The sequence below is a fragment of the Calditrichia bacterium genome, assembly GCA_020634975.1.
In the GTDB taxonomy this organism is placed as follows: Bacteria; Calditrichota; Calditrichia; order RBG-13-44-9; family J075; genus JACKAQ01.
Genome location: JACKAQ010000001.1, coordinates 2,105,861 through 2,129,893, shown reverse-complemented (window position 1 = coordinate 2,129,893; position 24,033 = coordinate 2,105,861). Strand labels below are relative to the sequence as shown.

Here is a 24,033-nt window from a genome sequence, read left to right as displayed (position 1 = left end):
CGTAAACATCAGGATTTGATAATGAAGACATGGCTATTCTGTTTCGTTTTGGTGATGCTTGCCGCATGCGACAGCGAGGCACCTCAACTGCAATCCCAGGCAGATGCAGTTGCACACGCGATGGTTTTCCAACTGATATTGATTGGCGGACCCGGTGCGGGAAAAGGAACCCAGGCTAGCCGGTTGAAACAGAAGCTGGACATTCCGCATATTTCCACCGGAGAAATTTTGCGAAGCGAAGTAGCCAAAGGAACGCAGTTGGGGCAACAGGTTACCGGCATTATGAAAAGCGGCGGACTGGTTGCCGACAGCATTGTATTAGCCCTCATCGATAAACGGCTGAAAGAGCCGGACACCAAAAATGGCTTTATTCTGGACGGTTTTCCGCGAACCATTGCCCAGGCAAAAGGGCTGGAGTTGATTTTGGAACATCGCGGAAATACCGATATCATCGTGGTTTTTCTGGATACCAGCGACGACGAAATGTATCGTCGGCTGATGGGGCGCGGCCGCGCGGACGATTCCGTTGCTACCGTTCGCAGCCGTATCGATAAATATCACGCCGAAACGCGGGATGCGATCAACTATTATCGCGAAAAAGGTGTGCTGCTGCGCATCGACGGTAATCAGGATATGGATTCCGTAACAGTAGATATCCACAAAGCGCTCGGCATCGATACCCTTCCGGCGAATCCGGAATAATTCGTATCGCCGATACCAAAGCCGCCTTGCAAAAGGCTTGACACTGTTCTGCACACATCATATATTATTTTTTTGTAACAAATCTGGCGACAAATGAAGTTTCTAAACACTCGAAGTGCTGTATAAATTCACAAAATACCGGGACATGTGTTCATGTAACTTCATCCTTTTGTTTGGCGTGGGTTGCATGGCAACCACCCGCACCAAACAGCGAAACCATAACCGCGCTATCGAGCAAAACGTTCTGGAATTATGTTTTTTAAGGTTGAGTATTTACAATTTTTACCATAAAAACATCAATCTAAAACACTTATAACTTAGCAGGAGGGCCACGCCTTGAAAGTTTATACTGGCGAACATATTCGCAATGTCGGCGTCGGTGGCCACAGCGGCTCCGGAAAAACATCCCTGGTTGAGGCAATGCTGTTTAATATGGGCGAAGTAAATCGCATTGGCTCAATCGAGCAGGGTAATACGGTTTCCGATTATAATGAAGACGAAATTGAGAGGCAGATTTCCATTAACTCCTCTCTGTTGCACGGCGAGTGGAACAACAACAAAGTTAATCTGGTCGATACGCCAGGTTTCAGCGATTTTTACGGCGATGTTGTCAGCGGCATGCGCGCAGCAGACTCGGTGATGATTGTTGTTTCTGCAGCAAATGGGGTAGAAGTTGGTACCGAACGTGTTCGCCAACTGGCAGAATTGTATGATATGCCTCGCTTTTATGTGATCAACAAACTGGATCGCGAAAACGTTCAGTTCATGAAAGTTGCTGAAGAGCTGCGCGATCGCTTCGGCAAACAAGTGACCATTTTGCAACTACCGCTGGAATCCGGACCGGGATTTCATGTTGTGGTAGATATTCTCAAGAAAAAAGCCTACACCTACGAACAGGACGGCAGCGGCAAATTTACCGTTGGTGACATTCCCGCAAATGTAATGCCCCGCGTGGAAGAACTGCGGCTGGAGCTGGTTGAATCCGTTGCCGAAAGCGACGACGAACTGCTGGAAAAATATTTTGATGCCGGCGAATTAACCGAAGAACAATTAATGACCGGTTTTATTAACGCGGTAAAAAACCGCACCATCGTTCCGATGCTTTGCGCATCTTCGACAGCCAACATTGGCGTAGCCAACGTGATGGATTTTATTGTTGAATTTTTGCCCAGCGCAGATCGTATTGAAGTAAGTGACGTCAACGGCAAATCCCGCAGTATTTCGGATAACAATTCCCTCTCTACTTTTGTGTTCCAAACCGTTGCCGAAGCACATATGGGTGAACTATCGCTGGTTAAAGTAATTTCCGGCGTGCTGAAATCCGGCGATGAAGTGCTGAACACCGCCAACGACAAAACCGAACGCATTGGACAAATATATTTGCTCAACGGCAAGCAGAAAAAAAACGTGGATCAATTGCACGCCGGAGATATTGCCGCACTGGTAAAAATGAAATATACCCACACCGGTAATACGCTCAGCGTAAAAAACGACCCGTTTATTCTTCCCAAAATCGATTTTCCGGAGCCATTAATTAACATGGCTGTGGAGCCGAAAACCAAAGGCGACGAAGACAAACTCTCTACCGGTTTGCACACGCTGCACGAAGAAGATCCGACATTTATGGTGCATTACGATCCCGAATTGCGCCAAACCATCGTATCCGCCCAGGGCGAACTGCACCTGATGATCATTTTAAAACGATTGTCGCAGCGCTTTGGCGTGGAAGTGGAAATGAGCGAACCGCGTATCCCGTATCGCGAAACCATTCGCACCAAAGCCGAAGCACAGGGTAAATTTAAAAAGCAGAGCGGCGGTCGCGGTCAATATGGCGATTGTCACCTGCGCCTCGAACCCAAGCCTCGCGGAGAAGGATTTGAATTTGTGGACGCCATCGTCGGTGGTGTAATTCCCGGAAAATTTATTCCCGCCGTGGAAAAAGGCGCCTTCGAATCCTGCGAAAACGGCGTATTGGCCGGTTACCCGATTGTCGATATCAAAGTTACCGTATTTTACGGCTCCTACCACAACGTCGATTCATCGGAAATGGCATTTAAAGTAGCCGCTTCGATGGGCTTCAAAAAAGCATTTATGGATGCAAAACCGGTGCTGCTGGAACCCATTTACCAGCTCGAAATCAAGGTGCCGGAAGCATACATGGGCGATGTAATGGGCGATATTTCCAGCCGCCGCGGTAAAATTCAGGGTATGGATGCAGACGGCCGTTTTCAGGTTATCAAAGCGCTGGTGCCGCTGGCTGAGTTGCACAAATATTCCACCGTATTGCGTTCGATGACGCAAGGACAGGGGCTTTTCCACCGGAATTTATCGCATTACGAAGAAGTGCCCTCCGACGTGGCTCAAAAAATTATCGATGCCGCAGAAAAGGAAAAAGAAGAAGCTTGATCCCAAAACACCTGCTGGTTTACAAATCCCGGTATCTCCATTACCGGGATTTTTTTTTGCTTTTTTTTTTACGAATCTTACTTTTAACTCCAAATTGCAATTTCACTGCCGTTAATATTAATCCAGGTTAACATAATTTTCGAATACCTTTATTAGTAGAACGGATTGTATGTATGGGATTATTCAATCAGCCAAGCCAGAAAAATATTTTGACAGTCGATGATGAGCGAATTATCCAAAAAATGATGCACAAACTGCTCACCAAACACGGATACAACGTTATTACTGCTAATAATGGCAAAGAAGCGCTTAACCATCTGGTGGTGTATGAAATTGACCTGATCATTCTGGACATCATGATGCCGGTAATGGACGGCTACGAAACCCTCAAAATGCTCCGGCAAATGGACCGCACCAAAATGATTCCGGTAATCATTTTAACCGCAAACGCAAATGTGAAAACATTTACCCGGGTGATCAAAATGGGGGCGGATGATTTTATTGCAAAACCTTTTGATCAGGGTAATTTGCGGCGAAAACTGGAATACTTGCTGCAAGATGCCGAACGCAGAAAAGAAGAATTGCAGCTAATGCTGCAGGAAGAAAAAGCAAAACAGCTCAACCAAAAAGAGCTGCTGGATAAACAGCAGGAATTTATGGAAGGTTTCGAGAAAATCTTCCCGAAAATGGTGTATCTGGTTTCTTCCCAAAACCAAGATGAGTTGCGAAAAATGCTGGTTATTTTCGAAAAAAAATGCGAGGCGTTACAGTTGGAAAACGGATCGCGGCTGGCATTAAAAATTATTTTAACGATCGATCAGGATTGTAATTGGGATGTTATCATTAAATATCTCGAAGAATTGTATGGCTGTTTTATGGAATCGTGCACCAAAAAATGAAAGCACGGTAATCAAAAAACCGACTCTCGAAAAAGCACATCTGAAACAAATTGGAACACCCACCCACACCCGGATTATCAACAACTATTTAAAAAAAATCGAAAATGTGGAGCCTTTTCCCGGTTCAGATTGAATAGTAATATACCCGCCGTGGCGTTCGATTATTTTTTTACAAATCGATAACCCGATTCCGGTTCCTTTGTATTTACCCTGCGAATGTAATCGCCGGAACGGTTTAAAAACTTGTTCGGCGTGTTCCGCCGCAATGCCAATACCGTTATCTGAAATCTGAATAACCCAACTGTTATCGAGTGGTTCCGCAGAAATATTGATGTACGGCGGCTCGCTGCCATGAAATTTCAGGCTATTGCTGATCAAATTTTGGAAAACCTGGGCAAGTAACGTGCTATCGCCTTGCACTGTCGGCAATTGTTCAAAATTGATAACCGCACCGGTTTCCTGGGTCAGTGCCTTTAAATTATCAACAATCCCTTCGATACAGCGATTCAAATCGACCGGCTCAAGCTTCAGCTCCACCCGTCCGGCACGGGAATATTCCAGCAAATTTTCGATCAGGTTAATCATCCGTTTGGCAGCATCGGTGATAAACGCAATGTCCTCCTGTGCTTCTTTGGCAATCCGTTCACCGATATCATTTTCCAAAATATTGCAAAAACTGATGATGGTTCGCAGCGGTTCTCGCAAATCGTGACTGGCGATATAGCTGAATTCTTCCAATTCGCGATTTTTATTTTCCAGTTCAACCGTGTAATGCCGGAGTGCACGTTTATCTTTTTTGCTATCGATAGTAGCTCCAATGCACTCGGCCAGCAATCGCATTAAATCGACATCCAGATAATCGAAAGCAATAGGTCTGGGTTTGTAACTGGAAAAACTGATGGTGCCGTAAACCTTGTTTTGCACCCGGATGGGCACGCCGATATACGATTCCAGATGGAGCAATTTATAGCAGGGGTGCTCCGAATATTGAGATAACTTCAGATCTTCAAACGTTGTTACATCTTCATTTGCAAGTGTAATTTCGCAACAGGTATGCTTAAAAGAAAATGACTGGTTGGTTCGCAATTGGGTTTCCGGCGAATACAAGTTTTCGATAATATACAGATCCTCATCCGGATAAATGCGGCTTTGAATACCAATTTCCATTCCCAATAACCGGGTTACCAGTTTTAGCGCATTGGTGATGCGCCGGTCTTCATCGTGGCTGGATTTGGCAGTTACATCGTATAACAATCGGATGCGTTCGGCACTGCGTTTCACCATAATTTCAGCTTTCCGGCGCTGGGTAATATCAACAATTGTGGTTAACACCATGGTTTTCTGATCCAACTGGATTGGCGTTAGCGCAATTTCTACCGGGAATTTGCTGCCATCTTTACGCACTGCTTCCAGCGCTAGCCCGCTGCCCATCGGGCGGCTAAACGGGCTTTTGGTGTAAATTTTTCGATATTTCTCGTGCGAATGGCGCAAATTATCCGGTATCAGCGATTCAACGCTTTGACCAATCAGTTCCGGTGGCAAATAACCAAAATCAACTTTGGTTCGTTTGTTGGCCTGCCGGATGATGCCTTGTTCATCTACAATAATAATTGTGTATGGCGATGCCTCAACCAACATCCGGAAATGCGCTTCGCTGCTGACGAGCGTGCTCTGGGATTTTTTCCATTCGGTAATGTCTTCGGCAACGCCCAGTGTTTCAAGCGTGGCGTTATTTTCGTCGCGTTTTCGAACAACATCGCGGCTGCGCATCCAGCGCCAGGTTCCGTTTTTGTGTTTTGCACGAAACTCAATCGAATGGTGTTCACCGGGACGGGATGCATTCAGCCGTTCGAGGTGTTGTTTAATTTCCTGATATTCATCCGGGTGGGTGATATTCGAAAAAAATCGCTCGCCCATTTCCTGAACTTCCGCAAATGTGTAGCCCAATATTTCCAACAAGCGATCGCTGCAGTAAATAACGCATTTTTGTGGGATACTGAATACATACACCAAATCCGGGCTGTTATCTGAAATCGTTTTGAAAAAAATGTTCTGTGATTCCAGTTGCCGGATTTTCGCGTTTAACCGTTCATTTTCATTTAATAATGATGCGTAGGCATCTTCGTTCGACTTCATAAAATTTTTCCCGGAAAATTCTGATATCCCTAAAACGGGATAATCTATACAAACCGCAATAAAAATGCGAATTGTAAAACAGTGAACAACATAAAAAATTTTGACCTTACATTATCGGTTGCGCCCGAATCAACTTGAGCAGGCTAATTTGCAGCGCAAAATCCCCGACAATTTACATCCGATAATTCCCATTAATATTAATATTTTCTGTTTATCTGTCAACAATTGGATTGGGATTATCTGGAACAGCCATTGTATCAACGCCGCAGTTTATCTATATTATCGCGCATCACAAGTGGTTGGAAGATGATAAAAAAACAACAGGTTGAATCGAAAACGAAACAGGTTTTGACACAACAATGATGAAAAAAGCGGTTAGGATTTTTGTAGAAATTTTTTATTTGGTTGGATGTTCACTATTTGCACAAGACTACGCATGGCCCACCGATGCCAGCAAATTGATGACCAGCAGTTTTTGCGAATTGCGTCCGCGACGCTATCACGCAGCGATTGATATCAAAACGTGGAACCGCACCGGATACAAAATTTTTGCCATCGACGATGGCTATGTGTACCGGCTGCGAAAAGGCGCAACGGGTTACGGCAACGCGATTTATCTCAAGTTGAAAGACGGTAACTACGCACTGTACGGGCATTTGGACGGTTTTATTCCCGAATATGAAGCGTATATGGATTCGCTGCGGCTGCAAAGCCAGCGCAATTCAATCGATAAACGCGGGCTTTCGCCGGCGCTGTTTCCCGTGAAAAAAGGGCAGCACATCGGTTACACCGGCGAAACCGGCATCGGCGTGCCGCATTTGCATTTCGAAATGCGCGACAGTTACAATCGCCCAATCAACCCGTTGCAATATTTCAAAAAAGAGATGGTCGATAACATCGCGCCGCGCCCGCGATCGCTGGCAATTATTCCTGCCAGCGCCCACACGTTGATCAATTTATTGCCGGACACACTCATCCAGTCGCTGCCGGCGGACAACAAAATGCGGCTCCGCCAGCCCATTTACCTCACCGGACGGGCGTATATCGCGCTGCGCATTTTTGATCAGGCGGACGGCGCCAGCAACGTGTTCGATTTTTACAAAGGTCGTTTGCTGGTAAACGATTCGTTGCTGTATTCCGTGCAATACGACCGCTTCAGTTACGATGAAAATCATCTGGTGGAGTTGGATAAAAACTTCTCGCTGCAACGTCGCGGGATGAAATCGTATCATAATTTTTATCGCCATCCGGCGAACAGTTTGCCGTTTTACGGCAACACACCGCGCGGTGGCGGCATGCTTTCCACCGAAAATCTTCGCGATGGCGAAAATACAGTGATCATCGAAGCGGAGGATTATTTCGGGAATGAAATGAAGCTGGAAATTCCCGTCATTTATCACCGCTATCGTCCGGTGGCGATTCAGGATGTGCAAGCCACCGCCGATTCGCTAAAATTCACCCTGCTCAGCGCGGATTCGCTCGGCTCGCTTACCTTCCGGCAACTTATTCCCGGCAATAGCGTGGCGACTGCGCTCCCCAATGTTTCTTTTGTGCAACGATTCGATCCGAAAATGAAACACCACAGCTACAAAATTACTGCGCCGAACAGCCTGGTCCCCGGCGCGGTGGTTCGGGTGGACGCCACCTACGGTGACGATTTGCCGCTGCAACCGTTGTTTGTCTGGACCGGAAGCAAATCCGTTTTGCCGCCGGTGGCATCGACGATTGAAACGGTGGTCCCTTTCGGGCAGGAATTGCTGATAAAAGGCAAAGGCTTTCCGCTGGTGCCCGGCGACTGGCAAACCGGCACCGGAAAAGCGCGATTGTATGACAACAACAAATTTTCCGTCCGCATTTCTGCCGAACGGGAAAACCCCAAAACGCCATTTGGCGATGCGTTTGATGAACAACTGGCGAAATGGCTGGCAACCGACTACCGGATTGTGCCCGGACAAACCCGTTCACTGCGTTCGGAAGACGGCAATTTTTCGCTCCGTTTTCCCAGCAATGCGCTGCACGATACCCTTTTTGTGGAGCTCGGCGAAGTGGAATCAACTGTTTTTCCACCGGCACCATATCGTGTATTATCAAAAACTTACCGCACCGCACCGTTCGACCAGCCGCTCAATTACGGCGCGTATGTCAGCTTAACCGTGCCGGATTCCATCGCCAAAATGAAAGGCGTGGGATTATATTACCTCACTTCGCGCGGCAGTTGGGGATTTTTGCCCTCCGATTTCGACCGGCAGACCAACACCTTCAGCGCGCGCGTCACCAGTCTGGAGCATTTTGCGGTGCTGCAAGATTCCATCCCGCCGCAAATTTCTGCGGTCCGGTTGACGGCATCTGCCAATCGCAACGCACGGTTTGGCATTCGCGACAGCTTTTCCGGCATGTTCAATGAAAACCAGATTCGCGTGACCGTCAACGGCAAATGGACAATGTTTATTTTTGATCCGGAGGAAGACTGGATTGAGGTGGAAACGAAGCATTTGCCGGCGGGCACATCCACTGTGGCAATTTCCACATCGGACAATGCGGGCAACCGCGTGACTAAAGAATTTACCGTTATGCGGCGGTAAAAATTTGGGGCGAACATCGTTCGCCCCGAAATAAAAAAGGTGCTCACATAAAATACATCGGTCATTCCTGCGAATGCAGGAATCTTCCCGGTGCACACGAAATTGTTGCTATTGTTGCGTAATCGCAATATTTAACAACCTGCCAATTCTTTCAAAAAAATTATTTCAATGGAATTTTTACGCGAATAGCACCGCGAAAATCGCCTTCGCTGTAGCCGCGCGCCATGTCGTTCGGGTAGTGCTGATCCAGCGTTGCCAGCAGGTTTTCATCCATCGTTGCGGGATCGCCGTGACAGGAGAGGCAAACCGCAGCCATTTGCATCGGTTTGTAGAAATACAAAAATTGCTCACCGTTTTCGCTCACTTTTTGCACGTAATTTTCCGGCAAACTACCAGATTCCTTCAGTTGCGTTTCGAAATATGCCAGCGCAGCTTTCTCCGTTTCATCCGGCGCATTTTCGGGATTGCGATATTTGTTGGTAGTGCGTTTGATGCTCACACCTTCACCTTCCGCCTGGCGGGTGAGCGGCATTGCCTGAACGTTGCACACATCCACTGCGCCGGCAACGCCTTTTTCGCGGATGGCGGTTTGCAGTGTGTCTTTCAGCCCGGACATCAACGCGGCGGCGTATTTGCTGCCGGTTTCCTGCGCCATTTTCAGTTCGGCGGCGGTAGGTTCGTTGCTGTTTTCTGTTTTGCCGCATCCGGCGATCAGCGCGCCCAACATCAATAAAAACAAAAGTTTTAGCTTCATTTCACTGCCTCGTCGTTAATTGTTGTTCGAAAGTGAAAATTTACAACAAATTACGCCTGTTTTCCAGCATAAATGAAACGCTCCAGCAGCGGAATATATTTGCTCCAATCCTGATCCGGCAGCACATCGTTTTCGCGGATACGCAAAATGGCGTTGGTGTGCGCATCCAGCAAAATGAGGTGCTGCAGCACCATCGCTTCCAGCGTCATCGGCTCCACCGGAGCGCCGTGCTGTTTGCCGTTGTGGCTGAGCACCAGATGCAGCAATTGCTGGCGCAACCCCGCAGGAAATTCCGGCAAATCGCGGATGTGCCCATCGATAATCCCGTAACCGATCGCGCCGTTGCCGAGCAGCCGCCCTTCCGTCGAAAAATCGATGTATCCGTTCAGCGAATATTCGCGAACCTTGCCCAAATCGTGGCAAATAATGGCCGTTTTCAACAAATCGATATCGATTTCCGGATAGTGGATATTCATCAGATCCGCAAAATTGAGCAGCTTTACCACATGCTCCAGCATTCCCGATAAATAATTGTGATGCCACAACTTACCGCCCGGCGAACGGAAATAGGCTTTGGCAAACACCTCATCGCGAAAAACAGCGGAGAGCAAATCGAGCAAATGGGTATTGGTAATCGATTGACGGTGCGCATCGAACATTTGGCGAAGCTGCGCCACATCCTGCGCGGTTTGCGGGAGCAACGCATCCGCGGAAATTTTATCTTCTGCCGATGCGGCGCGTAACCGTTGAATTTTCAACTCTTTGCGTCCGTTCACGGCTTCCGCGACAGCCTGAATTTTCACGATCCCACCAACTGGCGTTTCCGCAGAATTGCTGTCGATATCGTTCCACAACCGCGTTTTCAGCCGCCCGCTTTGGTCGCCCAATTCCAACACCAGATAGGGCTGGCCGTTCTGTTTGTATTTTACTTCTTTGCTGCGTACCACGCAAAATGTGACGAACGATTCACCGATCGGCGCTTTTTTGATTTGCGAATATTCGATTTTCTTCCCCATCGTTTTTCCCCGGTTTTGTTGAGAAATGTCATTAGATATTCTGTTTGAAATGCGCAAGTTTTGCGGAACGCAAATTTGCGAACCGTCTGAATAATATTTTCCACTCACCCATGAGCCGGAAATTTCAAAAATTGTCGTGTTTATGTATTGGTTTGCAAAAACGAAAAACATCCCTGAGCCAAAGAATAAGCAGTTTTGTTGAATTTCGCAATAGTGCGGCTGAATTTCGCGTGAAAAAGCTTGTGTTCTGCGGGTAATTAAACTATCATGGAGCAATATTTTAGAGAGGGAACAACTGCTGAAACGGAGCCGCGCATGTCCATCCCCGAATTTGCCACGCCGGATGCCACCCGGCAATTTGCTGATCAACATCAAAAAAAATATTCCAAAAACGCCTATCGCCAATTGGGGCGAACCGGGCTGACCGTATCGCGATTGGGCTTTGGCACTTATCGCTGCCACGCCGAGGTTGAGTTGCACAAAACCGCGCTGAAAATGACGCTGGAACATGGCTGTAACCTGATCGATACTTCCGCAAATTATACGGACGGGATGGCGGAAGTAATGATCGGCGATATCTTCAACGATTTTATCGTTTGGAACGGCAAACCGCGCGAGGCATACGTTGTTGTCAGCAAGGTTGGCTACATTCAGGGCGACAATATGGACATCGCAAAAGATCGCGAAAACAACAGCGATCCGTTTCCGGAAGTCGTTAAATATCACACAGATATGTGGCATTGCATTCACCCGGCTTATATTGAAGACCAGATCACCCGTTCGCTGGCGCGGATGCACCTGGATACGCTGGATGTGTATCTGCTGCACAACCCGGAATATTTTTTGATGCACGCCGAACAGCAAAATTTTGATTTGGCAGCCGCCGAAAAACAATTTTACAATCGCCTGCGCCGCGCGTTTGTGCAAATGGAAAAACTGGTAAACGACGGGCTGATTCGCTGGTATGGCATTTCCAGCAACAGCTTTCCGCTGCCGGCGGACGATCCGCATCACGTCAGTTTGGCGAAAGTGTGGACGGCGTATGGAGATGCCTGTTTGCAGCTCGGCATTGCGCCGGAAGACGGGCATTTTGCGGTCATCCAACTGCCGTTCAATATGCTGGAAAACGGCGCGGAAACCGAAAAAAACAATGCTTTTCAAAATGAGAACCTGACCGTTTTACAACTCGCCGAAAAATTAAATCTCGGGGTTTTGGCGAACCGTCCGTTGAACGCGATTGACGGCAACCGGCTGCTGCGATTGGCCAATTACGGCGCCGAACCGGACACCGATTATTCATCCAAATTTGAGATTGAATTGGAAAAAGCCCAGCAAATTGAAGATGAACTGGTCAGCTTTGTCGCCAGCGAGAATTTGCAGCTCGGCAGCGAGGGCAAGGCATTCCGCGAATTTTTGCAAAGCAGCGTGCATTTGCGCATGCTCACCCGCCAAAATATGGATGTTTCCACCTTCCGGATGTTGCTGGCGCAGCGGCTGAACCCGCTCACGGAATTCGGCAAACGCGTGCTGCTGGAAAAAAGCAATCCCGAATCGGGCATCGGCAAAACCATCGAACGCTATTTTGCGGCGCTGCAATCCGCTGCGGATGTTTGGCTGATGGAACTGGATCGCCGGAATTCCATCGCGCTGAAAGAAACCGTATCTGCGTTCGACAGCGCACATCCGCAATGGCAACAGCAATCGCTGTCCCAAAAAGCGCTGCTGCAAACGCTGCACAGCGGCGAAGTGCATGTTTCGCTGGTTGGCATGCGCTCACCGGAATATGTGAAGGATTCGCTGGAAGTGCTTAAACTGCTTTAATTTACAGTGACAACTTTTGTTATTTCACCGCGTTAATTTCGAAAAATTGCCGGCCCAAATCAAATTTGCATATCGATAAAAAAATCGTTATCATCTTTATGGGAGCCGGCAACTGTCTTCAAACCAACCGTTTGCCTTTCCCAACCCAAAATTTTCCGGCAGTTGCATTCTCCGAAATGCATTAAAATGTATTGCCGATAAACCCTTTAAAATAAACGGCTTTAATCGACTTTTCGGTATTTTATGAGTGATATATCACTGACATCTGCGGCAGATGAACACCGGTTATGGCTGATGCTGAAAGCGGGAAATCCGGCAGCGCTGGAACAGTTGTTTCGCAAATATTATCAGCATTTGTATGATTACGGCATGCGCTTTTACGCGCAGGATGATATCGTTAAAGATGCCACACAGGATGTATTTGCAACCATTTGGGAGCGAAAGGCATTTTTGGGCGATGTGCAATCTGTGCTGCCGTATTTGCTGGCGTCGCTGCGGCGCACATTGCTGAAACGGCTGACGCAGCAGCGCAAAACGGTATCGTTCAACGCAGAATTGCACGATGCCAACAATGATTTTGCGTTTTCACCGGAAGAATTTGTCCTGCATCGCGAAACGGATATCGCCCGCAAACGAATGGTTCAATCCATTTTGGGAAGCATACCGCCACGGATGCGCGAAGCGCTGTATCTGAAAGTTTTTAAAGAATTTACCTATCCGCAAATCGCCGAAGTTATGGGCGTTTCATACCAGGTTGCGCGTAATTACGTTTTCGAAGCGCTGCAACGGCTCCGCCAATTAAACCCGGACACCACTTTTCAAGCCTGATTTTCTTCTTCCTTTAAAAAAATTTCACTTTTTTTCTAAATGACCATTACAAAAGCGTTCCCTTTTGCTCTTTACTATTAAACAGCAAAAAATGCAGATCGGTTTTTTCCAAAAATTTGTCTGCGGAATGTAAAAAATGGTAAAGGGCTATCGCACTTATAATGAATCAGAAAGAGCAAATTATCGCCGAACTGCTGGAAAACGAGTCATTTTTGAAATGGCTTTCCGGAAAAGGGAACGCTACAGACAACCAATTCTGGCAAAACTGGATTTCTGAAAACACCTTGCATGAAGAAGCATTCCGCGAGATCTCGGAAACCTGGTCCGTTTTAACATTTAAGCCCATTTTTTCGGATGAAACCGATGCCGAATGGCAAAAATTGAGCAACCGTTTGAACCTCGGAAACGGCGCTTCGCCGGCACCGCAACAGCCGGAAACCTATCTTCAACGACGGATGAACCGCGAAATCCATTCGACCCGTTGGTGGCTGGGCGCAGGCAGCGCAGTTGCTGCACTATTTTGTCTGGTTGCACTGGTTTGGATAGGATTTTTCAGCGGAAATGGTTCCAATCCGATGAACCGGGAAGTGCGAACCGGCAATGGCGAGCAGGTGCGCATTCAACTGCCCGATCAATCTACCGTGTTGCTGAACGCCAATTCCGCGCTTCATTTTTCGGATGAATGGACAACCGGCAGCGCAGTAAATGTTGTGTTGACAGGCGAAGCATTTTTTGATATCAGCAAAAATCCCGCCGGAACTGCGCGCCGTTTTACCGTGCAAACTGCGGACGGTCAGGTGCGCGTTTTGGGGACGCGTTTTGTGGTGTACGAACGCGGCGATGGCACATCCGTTTCGCTGGAAAACGGTCGGGTTGAGGTTGCTGCACAAAATGATCACAACAATCCGGCGGCAACAGCAGAGCTGATTCCGGGACAATCCACATTTTTTCACCGCAACGACCGGCAACTGCACGCCAGCACAACCGACAGTAAAACCCGGATTGTCTGGTGGAACGACGAACCGTCTTTCGCGCTGAACCAAACGCCGCTATCGGTTGTTATCCGACGAATTGAGGAAACTTACGGCGTTAGCGTTGAGATAAACGACAGCACATTGCTGGATCGCGAACTTTCCGGCGCGATCGAAAACACCAGCATCGACGCAGTTATGGATGCGCTCGGCAAAGTGCTCCAAATTTCGGTAAAACGTCAAGATAACCGGGTCTATTTCAATTAATGCCGGTTCTGTTATTTTAATGTTAGTAAACGATAGGGATGAACGGGAATGCCGAAGGCTTTGCACATAGCGCTGTTCATTTGCCTTGCGACGTTTGCCAACGCGCAAACGGTCGTCAACGGCTATCAGCGCAGCCAATTTACCGAGTACTTCAGCAAAACCGTTGTGCCATTGGAAACCGCCGTCAAATTTTTAAGCGATGTATACCAGGTCAATTTTATCTACGAACACGAACTTGTTATCAATAAAAAAAGCCCGGTGTTAGCAAATGTCAGTGGTAATTTTTATGACGACCTCATTTACACACTTGCCAATCACCCGATCCAGTTTATCAAAGCGGGAAAAAAAACCATCGTGTTAATTGCCAAAGAAAAAGAAAGCACAGCCCGGCGAATTATTCGCGGCGTGGTAACCGATGAGGATGGCAACGGCATTTCCGATGCGGAAGTGTTTATAAAAGGCACTTCGTGGGGCGCGGTTACGTTGCGGGATGGCAGCTATTTTATCGATACCGTTCCGGAAGGCAAGTACACCCTCACCGCCCGCTGTGTGGGATTCCGCACCGAACGGCAGGAAGTGGAAATCCGCACAGCCGAAGCGCTGGAAATCGATTTCAAACTGGCAATTGACGTGCTGAATATGGACGAAGTGGTGACTACCGCATCGCGAAATCCGTTGACCAAAATAGAATCGAGTGTGGCGATTACCACCGCCAACAGCGCGCAAATTCGCGAACGCAAACCGCGCAGCACTGCCGACTTGCTGATGTACATCCCCGGATTTTATGTCGAAAGCTCCGGCGGCGAATCCGGCAACAACCTGTTTCCGCGCGGTATTCCGCAGGATGGCAGCTATCGCTACATCTCGATGTTTGAGGACGGATTACCCATTTTCGAGGCATCGGAGCTGGCATTTGCCAACATCGATATCATGATGCGGCTGGACGAAAACATTGCCCAAATGGAAGGCGTACGCGGCGGCACCGGTTCTATTTACGCCAGCAACGCACCCGGCGGTATCATCAATTTTGTGAACAAAACCGGCGGAGAGCATAACGCCGGTATTGTAAAATTCAGCATCGGCGATTACGGGCATTACCGGCTCGATTACAATATGGGCGGGCCGCTCGGCGATAATTGGCAGTACAACATCGGCGGATTTTTGCGCCAGGGCGATGGCATCCGCGATCCCGGATTTGCCGCAAACAAAGGCGGTCAGGTGAAAATGAACCTCACCCGTTTTTTTGGCAACGGCTACGCCCGGATTTACGGCAAATATCTGAACGACAGAAACATATTTTATTTGCCAATTCCGCTAAAAAATCCGAACAATCCCCAATCCATTCCCGGCGTAAACGCCAATTACGGCACATTAACCAGTGTTTTTATGAGCAACGTTACATTACCAAAACCGGATGGCACATTCATCAACCGCGATATCCGCGATGGCATCCACCCCGAAACCCGGTCGATAACCGGTGAGCTATTTTGGGATTTGGGGAATAACGTATCGATAAATTACAAATCGCGCTGGACCAAAGCAGATATTGGATTCAACGCTATTTTTTCGCTGGATACCCCCTTTTCCGCCGCAGAATTTGCAGATTCGGTTAAACATTTGTATCAATTACCCGGTTTTGCTTATTGGCAATATCGCTATTCAGATTCTGACCAGCCCATCGACAATATTTCGGCAATCAACAATAACGGGCTGATAGCCCACAGCGGATGGTGGAGCATTCAAAAGCCGCTGGACAATATGATTAATCAGCTCCAGTTTCAAAAAACGTTTCGCACGCATATTTTGGATATAACCGGTTATTACAGCACTTACAGCGCAGCGGATTTTTGGTATTTGCACAACGTACTAACAGAAGTTAGCCAAACACCCCGGATGCTCGATTTAACAGCGTTTGACGCAAACGGCAACGAAATAATCCGTGTTACAGAAAACGGTTTTGAGCAATTTGGAACCTATTATGTAAATGCCAACAGCAAAGCCGCAGTCATGGCACTTGCGGTGGTCGATGAATGGCAAACCAGCGAAAAGCTGCGTATCGATGGCGGTTTCCGGCTGGAGCACGCCCGTTTTAACGGCAAAGTAGAAAACACCCGCAGCGATGCCAGCATTCCCAATAGCACATCTCTTGCCGGACAAAATGTAACTTTTGGCGATGGCACATTTCGCCATTTTGACCACTCGTTTAATGAATGGGCTGTTTCGCTGGGTTTAAACTACAGCCTAAACAGTAACTTGGCGGTTTACGGTCGTTTGGGGCGCGGTTTCCGCACACCCGATTTTGAGCAATGGATTATTTCTGATCAACGGGGAAATTCGCAGTATGTTCAACAAGTTGAAGGCGGGCTTAAAATTGCTTCGGAGCAGTTCTCGCTGTTTGGTTCAACATTTTTTAGCCGGTTGGATAATATTCCGTTTATCGATGAAGTTTTCCAGAACAATCGCATTTTGAAAATCGGCAGATTTGCCAGCAGCACAACGCTGGGCGCAGAAATTGAAGCGGTGTGGCGTGTTTCGGGCACGTTAAATTTGCACATCAACGGAACGCTGCAAAATCCGGTTTTACGTGATTTGCGCATTCAATCTGTCGATGAAACCACATCGGCTTATACCGTTATCGATTTAAGCAATAAACAGGTACGGCGCATACCAAGAGTGTTGTTGAATATTCGACCGGCATGGTCTTTCAAACCGATTAAAGTTTTTGCAGATTGGCAATACATCAGCAAACGCTTTGCGGATGACGCCAATACAGCCGTTTTACCGGCGTATTCGATGATAAATGCAGGATTTGAGGTGCGGCTCCCAATCACCAATATGTCGATTTCCGGAAGCGTTGCCAACATAACCAACACCATCGGTTTAACCGAAGGCAACCCGAGAATGGAACAAGTTTTCGCTAATCGGAAAGATGGCGTTTTCATGGCACGCCCAATTTTGGGGCGGTCAATTATTCTATCTGCAATTTATGAATTTTAGTTATTGAGGATATTTCAATTAAAGGTAAACGCGCTGTCCCCGTGGCAAGGTTTACAGCGCGCTACCATTTTTTAACCCATAAAACCTTTCGGAGGTCTGTATGAGTCGTTGTTTAACAATTAAATCATTTACTCGCTTAATCGCAATTCTATTATTGCATCTCATTGCAGGATTTGGTTTTGCACAAACCGGAACCATTCGTGGCATGGTTACCGATGATACCGGCGCGCCATTAATTGGCGCAAATGTGGTTCTGGAAAGCACAACGATGGGCGGCGCAACAGATGTAGACGGCAGTTTTGTCATTCTGAATGTACCGGCCGGTGAATATAAAATTACCGCCAGTTACATCAGCTACAAAAGTGCCAGCGCAACCGTAACCGTAACCGCCGGTAGTGCAGCGGATGTCAGCTTTAGCCTGGAATCAGACTTACTGGATTTAACTGCGGTTGTTACCACCGGTGTGGTCAATAAACAATCGAAACTGGAATCCAGTGTTTCAATCTCGACACTGGATATTCAGGAAGCGGAAAAACTGGCGCCGCGCACAACGGCAGAAATTTTCCGCTCAATTCCCGGTATTCGCTCAGAGGCATCCGGCGGCGACGGTAACACGAACATTACCGTTCGCGGCGTTCCGATTTCTGCTGGCGGATCCAAATATTTGCAACTGCAGGAAGACGGTTTGCCGGTAATGCAATTTGGCGATATCGCCTTTGCAACCGCAGATATTTTTCTAAGGGCAGACAGAACCCTGGCCCGCATTGAAGCCATTCGTGGTGGCTCCGCCTCTACCTTGGCGAGCAATTCTCCTGCGGGAATCATCAATTTTGTGAGCAAAACCGGCGCTGTTGAAGGCGGGAGTGTCAGCACAACTTCGGGATTGGATTATAACAGTTTCCGTACCGATTACGAATATGGCGCACCGTTAACCAGCAGTGTCAGCTTTCATGTCGGTGGTTTTCTTCGCCAGGGCGAAGGACCGCGCACAGCCGGATACACCGCAAACCGTGGCGGGCAGCTTAAATTAAATGTTACCAAACTGTTCGATGGCGGTTACGGACGCATCTATTTTAAATATTTGAACGACCGCGCTGCGGCATACATGCCCATGCCGCTAAAAGTTGAAGGCACAAACGACTCACCCGATTGGGGTTCTATCGATGGCTACGAAGCAGCAACCGGCACAATGCACAGCCCCTTTTTGCTTCAGAATTTGGGATTTGGACCCGATGGCGAACTGCGCCGCAGCGATGTGGCAGACGGTATGCACCCTGTTTCCAGCGCAATCGGATTGGAATTTAGCCGTGAGTTGGGTGATGGCTGGAGCGTTGAAAACCGTGGCAGAATCGCATTTAACTCCGGTCGTTTTGTCACACCGTTCCCCGCAGAAGTTGCCGGTGCACAGGCAATGGCAGAATCGATTGGCGGCGCAGGCGCATATTTGCGCTATGCAGACGGCACCGCTTTCGGCAGCGGAAATGCCGGAAATGGCCTGGCGTTGAGAATCCACATGTTCGATGTCGAGTTGAATAATTTCAACAATTTGATGAATGATTTTCGCGTCACCAAAACACTGGGCAACGCCAATGTAACTGCAGGTTATTTCTTGTCCAACCAATCCATCTCCATGTCCTGGTTGTGGAATTCATTCGTTACAGAAGTGAATGGCGATGGCGCAAAAATGGTGGATGTTTACGCTGCAGATAACACCAAACTCAGCCAAAACGGGTTGTATGCTTATGGCGTTCCGTTCTGGGGCAACTGCTGCACCAGAAATTACGATACCGATTACCTCATCAACGCACCCTATTTTAATATTGATCTGCAAGCCAACGAAAACCTGAGCGTAGATGCCAGCGTCCGGTTGGACAAAGGCACCGTTACCGGACGTTTTGCCGGAGCCGTTCAAACCGAATTTGATGTCAACAACGACGGTGTAATTTCACCCAATGAACAAAGCGTTTCGGCAGTAGATAACGCCAATACAACGCCTGTTGATTACGAATATGATTATGTTTCATACTCTGCCGGCGCAAACTACAAACTGAGTGAAACAAAAGCTGTTTTTGCTCGCTACAGCCATGGCGGCTCTGCTAAAGCCGATCGCCTGTTGTTTGCCGGCCTGCCCTACACCGGCGGACAAACATTGAATGCCAAAGACCTGATTGACCAGGCTGAAGTGGGTTACAAACACCTGTTCAAAAACGGCGGTTTATTTGTTACGGCATTTATGGCAAACACCACAGAAGAAGGTGGCTTTGAAGCAACCACGCAGGAAGTCATCGAAAACGATTACAAAGCCTTTGGCGTTGAAATTGAAAGCGCGTTTAATTTTGGAGATGTAAATGTTCGAGGTGGACTTACCTACACCAAAGCAGAAATTACTTCCGGTGCAAATGATGGCAACACTCCCCGCCGCCAACCGGATGTAATGTTCTCGCTTGTCCCGACGTATAACATTGGCAAACATGCCATTGGCGCAAGCGTAATCGGCCAAACCAAAGCATACGCACAGGATAGTAACGAACTGGTTCTGCCGGCTTATGCTTACATTAACGCATTCCTGAGATATCAGATCACCAGTTTGCTTTACGCATCGGTAAATGGCAACAATTTGTTAAGCTCAATCGGCATTACCGAAAGCGAAGAAGGTAGCATCGTAGATAACCAGGTTAACTATGTCCGCGCAAGGCCGATTCCCGGTCGTTCCGTATCCTTCACAATTGGCTATAATTTCTAAACTATTTTTTTCTGCGCCCCGCATCAATCAGTGCGGGGCGTATGATTTTACATGCATCTCATAATCACCAGGGATAACATTATGCCGAATTTTACCCTACACACCATTGATTTAGTAATCATTGGACTGTATATCGTATTTGTGCTTTGGCTGGGCTTGCGATTAGGTTCAAAACATCATACAGCCGAAGATTATTTTTTAGCCGGAAGATCGATGATTTGGCCGTTTATCGGTCTGTCATTGTTTGCATCAAACATTTCCAGCACAACACTTATCGGCTTGGCCGGCGATGCTTACAGCACAGGGATTTCGGTGTTTAATTATGAATGGTTCGCCGTTATCATTCTGGTATTTTTTGTGATATTTTTCCTACCGTTCATTCTCCGCTCCAAAGTTTACACCATGCCCGAGTTTCTGGAATTACGGTATGATGGCAGAGCTCGCACATACTTTTCCATCCTGACACTATTTCTTAACATAGTTGTTGATACCGCCGGAAGCTTGTATGCTGGCGCATTGTTGCTAAAGCTGGTTTTCCCGGAAATCCCGATGTGGCAAACCATTTCCGTTTTAGCCGTTGTTGCCGGTGCATATACCATTGCCGGAGGCTTGGCAGCCGTTATTTATACCGATGCCATCCAAACAATTTTGTTGCTCATCGGCGCGGTCACCATTACCATTACAGCATTTTTTCAAATAGGCGGTTGGGATGCCATCATCAGCCAGGTTTCGCCGGAAAAATTAAGCTTGATTCGTCCGTTAGACGATCCCGGCGTGCCCTGGCTGGGATTGTTAACCGGACTTCCGATTCTCGGATTTTATTTCTGGTGCACCAACCAGTTTATGATGCAGCGCGTTTTGAGCGCAAAAGATATCTGGCATGGTCGTATTGGCAGCCTGTTTGCAGGATTGCTGAAATTACCCGTTCTGTTTGTTATGGTTTTACCGGGAACGATGGCAATCCTCCTTTACCCGGAACTACCCAAGGCAGACATGGTTTATCCAACGCTAATGTTCGATTTACTACCGGCCGGTTTGTTGGGGCTGGTGTTAGCCGGGTTTATTGCCGCACTCATGTCCCAAATAGATTCAACGCTAAATTCCGCTTCTACACTTATCACAATGGACTTTATCCAGAAACATCGCCCGGACCTCTCCAGCGAAGCGCTCATGAAAGTTGGTCGGTGGGTTACCTTCGGGTTTATGGTTTTGGCTGCACTGTGGGCACCCCAAATCGAAAACTTTGGGTCGCTTTTCAAATACCTCCAAAAAGTGCTCTCTTATACTGTGCCGCCGGTTGTTGCAATGTTTTTGGTTGGCATTTTCTGGAAACGGGCGAACGAAAAAGGTGCATTTTATTCACTCGTATTTGGACTGATGGCGGGTAGCGCTTTCTTTTACATGAACGAAGTTGCCGGTATCCTGTCGATACATTTTCTATATATCGCACCCATTTTGTTTGTGTTATGCACCATAATTTTGATTGTGGGCAGCTTGTTCACTACACCCGCAAATGCGAATCAGGCAACGGCGCTCGTTTGGACAAAAGCATTTTATAATGCCGAAACACATGAGCTTCGCAGCCTGCCCTGGTATAAAAATTACCGGGTGCTTTCGATTATCCTTTTAGTCACCACAACCATTTTGGTTATTTCGTTCAGATAAAAAAATGAAAAAAAACTGGCTCATTTTCATAGCGCTAACAATTTGTTTCTCAATCGTTTACCCTCAAACAAACCGTGCCGGCTCATCATCGCCGGCCGTTTGTTATAATTGGGAAAACATCGCAGCAGCAGAAGCCGCTCAACTGGATTCCACAGCTATGGCGTTGATTTCTGCAATCGTCGATATTCAGCCGGAAAAATTATGGCGCGATTGCGACCCCGTTTTTCAAACCGATATTTCACAAGATAAATTCACTGATTTTACGCTAACACTGGCTGAGAGAATCGTATCGCTGCAACATATCCGTCGAACCGATGGCAAGATTGTCGAAACACAAAGCAAGCTAACCGCACCAGTTTCAATTGCTTGCGGCTCAAATAAATCTGGCAGAGATGATTATTTTGAAATTCGGCTGTGGCCGGAAATTCAAAAAACAGCCGTGATATTTTATGAATTGAACAGCGAGCAAATCGTCAGAAATGTTGTACTGGTAATGGCAAAACGTAAAAACAGCCCCTACCGATTGCTCAGTTTATACGTTACACCGGCCACCTATTTTGGTAAAAACGCCGAGTATTTTGAAAATCTTGCGGAAACTGCCGTTGCTGCCGGCAATAAAACGAGTGGGTACTGGTTTTATCACTGTGCGTTATTGCTTTCGCAAACCGGGCCGGTTATTCGCAGCAACCAATCCATCCGGTTGCAGCAAGCCACCGCGGCGCTGCAGGAAAAACCCCGTTTTCAGGAATCGATCAGCCAGTTAAATTTGAATGGTGTGCGATATCCCATTTTCACGTTCTATTTTATCGAGCTGGAAAATCGGTTAGTTCCGCTGGTTGCTTACCTTTCCCGATACGACGGAACCGCAAAAGATACCGATACAACATCAAAAATTGAGGCTGAAGCAAAGCAAATTTGCCAATCGCTCCAAAAAAGCAACAGCGACTTTTTCGATGAATTTCCATCCGTCATGTTTCAGGCATATTTTGAGCCTCCGGCGGACCCGACAAAGCAATATCCCTATTATAAAATAATGGTTGATGCAAACGAGTTCAACTGATTAAGTTTCACAAAAACAGGTTGTTAAGCTGTGAAAAAACATCTCCCTTATCCCCCAAAAAGCCGCAGAAACAAAACTATCGACATCGTTGCCGTTGGCGAATTACTGGTGGATATCATCGGCCAAACCATCAGCGAAAACCTCGGCGATGTGCGCACTTTTGAGCGATTTCAGGGTGGTAGCCCGGCAAATTTTGCGGCAAATATGGCGCGACTCGGGAATGCATCGGCGCTGATCGCCTGTGTAGGTAACGAAAATTTGGGCAAATATCTGGTTCAATCCGTAAAAAAAACCGGCGTTATTTGTGATTACATCGCGGTTGAGCCGGTTGCACCGACCACCATTGTTTTGGTCAGCCGCACCACCGGAACGCCGGATTTTATCGCCTATCGCACTGCCGACCGCATGATTTTGCCATCACATATTCCCAATAATGTGTTGCAAAAAACCCAATTTTACCACACCACCTGTTTTGCGCTCAGCCAGGAACCCGCCCAAAGCAGCATTGTGGATGGTGCCCGACGCGCCGCACAACTCGACTGCAAATTAAGCATTGACGTCAATTACGCGCCATCCATCTGGGGTGATCGCGATGAAGCTCGCCGAGTGATCGCGGAATATTGTTCCCATGGCGCTTTTGTGAAAATGAGTCTGGACGACATCGTTCGATTGTTTGACGATCCAGCGCTCGATGAACAAACGGCTATCGCCACCTTCCACGATTGGGGCGCGGAACTGATTTGCCTCACCAAAGGCGCGGCAGGCAGCCTGGTTTCGTGGGAATTCGGGCAAAAAATGCAGCATCAATCCGCCCGGAAAATCAGCGAATGCGCAGACGCCACCGGCGCGGGCGACGCATTTTGGTCGGGGTTTTTGACGGCATGGCTGGATGGCTACGAACCGCCGGAATGCGCAGTCGCCGGCAGCAACATCGCCGCAATGAAACTGGCGGTCGTCGGACCGCTGCCCGAAGCCGTTTCGCGAGAAAAAATCTACGAAATATTTGATTAATTACTGTTTGCCGCAAAGGCGCAAAGCGCAAAAAGGTTAGTTACAATCCCGTTCAAAACGCCTGTTTTTTCGTTGGCTTTCAACAAGGGTTAATTTTAAAATGGGAAAAAGACGTTCCGGGCAGAAAGCAGTAACGAGGTGTCTGTTACGGGCTTGGCGACTTGCGGCTAAATAA

General features: G+C 47.6%; 15 protein-coding genes. 12 read left to right on the top strand and 3 right to left on the bottom strand.

What is annotated here, in order from left to right; genetic code table 11:
• Window positions 1–132 precede the first annotated feature (132 nt).
• The 3 genes from H6629_08615 to H6629_08605 all read left to right on the top strand — a co-directional run bounded on the left by H6629_08615 (window position 133) and on the right by H6629_08605 (window position 4,007).
• Window positions 133–702, top strand: coding sequence for an adenylate kinase (locus H6629_08615; protein MCB9067854.1), 570 nt, complete (start codon window positions 133–135; stop codon window positions 700–702).
• A gap of 336 nt (window positions 703–1,038) precedes the next feature.
• A complete protein-coding gene (gene fusA / locus H6629_08610; protein ID MCB9067853.1) occupies window positions 1,039–3,108 on the top strand; it encodes an elongation factor G in 2,070 nt (689 codons plus the stop codon).
• 173 nt (window positions 3,109–3,281) lie between these two features.
• Complete coding sequence (locus H6629_08605) at window positions 3,282–4,007, top strand: response regulator (GenBank protein MCB9067852.1); 726 nt, start codon at window positions 3,282–3,284, stop codon at window positions 4,005–4,007.
• An 84-nt stretch (window positions 4,008–4,091) separates the two neighbouring features.
• Here H6629_08605 and H6629_08600 read toward each other — a convergent pair whose 3' ends face one another.
• A complete protein-coding gene (locus H6629_08600; GenBank protein ID MCB9067851.1) occupies window positions 4,092–6,143 on the bottom strand; it encodes a PAS domain S-box protein in 2,052 nt (683 codons plus the stop codon).
• A 359-nt stretch (window positions 6,144–6,502) separates the two neighbouring features.
• Here H6629_08600 and H6629_08595 point away from each other — a divergent pair, with 359 nt between their 5' ends.
• Window positions 6,503–8,725 (top strand): M23 family metallopeptidase, encoded by a 2,223-nt coding sequence (locus H6629_08595; protein MCB9067850.1) that lies wholly within the window; start codon window positions 6,503–6,505, stop codon window positions 8,723–8,725.
• A gap of 160 nt (window positions 8,726–8,885) precedes the next feature.
• Here H6629_08595 and H6629_08590 read toward each other — a convergent pair whose 3' ends face one another.
• Together H6629_08590 and H6629_08585 are read right to left on the bottom strand one after the other, a co-directional pair.
• On the bottom strand, window positions 8,886–9,479 hold the full coding sequence (locus tag H6629_08590) for a DUF3365 domain-containing protein (protein MCB9067849.1): 594 nt from the start codon (window positions 9,477–9,479) through the stop codon (window positions 8,886–8,888).
• Between the two features lie 50 nt (window positions 9,480–9,529).
• Window positions 9,530–10,495 (bottom strand): HD domain-containing protein, encoded by a 966-nt coding sequence (locus H6629_08585; GenBank protein MCB9067848.1) that lies wholly within the window; start codon window positions 10,493–10,495, stop codon window positions 9,530–9,532.
• A gap of 315 nt (window positions 10,496–10,810) precedes the next feature.
• Here H6629_08585 and H6629_08580 point away from each other — a divergent pair, with 315 nt between their 5' ends.
• From H6629_08580 to H6629_08545, 8 genes are all read left to right on the top strand, one after another.
• Window positions 10,811–12,316: an aldo/keto reductase gene (locus tag H6629_08580; protein MCB9067847.1), complete on the top strand. Its 1,506-nt coding sequence runs from the start codon at window positions 10,811–10,813 to the stop codon at window positions 12,314–12,316.
• A 243-nt stretch (window positions 12,317–12,559) separates the two neighbouring features.
• The gene (locus H6629_08575) at window positions 12,560–13,144 is read left to right on the top strand and encodes a sigma-70 family RNA polymerase sigma factor (GenBank protein ID MCB9067846.1); all 585 of its coding nucleotides are present in this window, start codon (window positions 12,560–12,562) and stop codon (window positions 13,142–13,144) included.
• 161 nt (window positions 13,145–13,305) lie between these two features.
• Window positions 13,306–14,382: a FecR domain-containing protein gene (locus H6629_08570; protein ID MCB9067845.1), complete on the top strand. Its 1,077-nt coding sequence runs from the start codon at window positions 13,306–13,308 to the stop codon at window positions 14,380–14,382.
• A gap of 48 nt (window positions 14,383–14,430) precedes the next feature.
• Window positions 14,431–17,379 (top strand): TonB-dependent receptor, encoded by a 2,949-nt coding sequence (locus H6629_08565; protein ID MCB9067844.1) that lies wholly within the window; start codon window positions 14,431–14,433, stop codon window positions 17,377–17,379.
• A gap of 100 nt (window positions 17,380–17,479) precedes the next feature.
• Complete coding sequence (locus tag H6629_08560; protein MCB9067843.1) at window positions 17,480–20,122, top strand: TonB-dependent receptor; 2,643 nt, start codon at window positions 17,480–17,482, stop codon at window positions 20,120–20,122.
• 81 nt (window positions 20,123–20,203) lie between these two features.
• Window positions 20,204–21,787 carry a sodium/solute symporter gene (locus H6629_08555; GenBank protein ID MCB9067842.1) on the top strand — a complete coding sequence of 528 codons (1,584 nt, stop codon included), beginning with the start codon at window positions 20,204–20,206 and terminating at the stop codon, window positions 21,785–21,787.
• A gap of 4 nt (window positions 21,788–21,791) precedes the next feature.
• Complete coding sequence (locus H6629_08550) at window positions 21,792–22,847, top strand: hypothetical protein (protein ID MCB9067841.1); 1,056 nt, start codon at window positions 21,792–21,794, stop codon at window positions 22,845–22,847.
• Between the two features lie 78 nt (window positions 22,848–22,925).
• Window positions 22,926–23,858 carry a carbohydrate kinase gene (locus H6629_08545; protein MCB9067840.1) on the top strand — a complete coding sequence of 311 codons (933 nt, stop codon included), beginning with the start codon at window positions 22,926–22,928 and terminating at the stop codon, window positions 23,856–23,858.
• Window positions 23,859–24,033 lie beyond the last annotated feature (175 nt).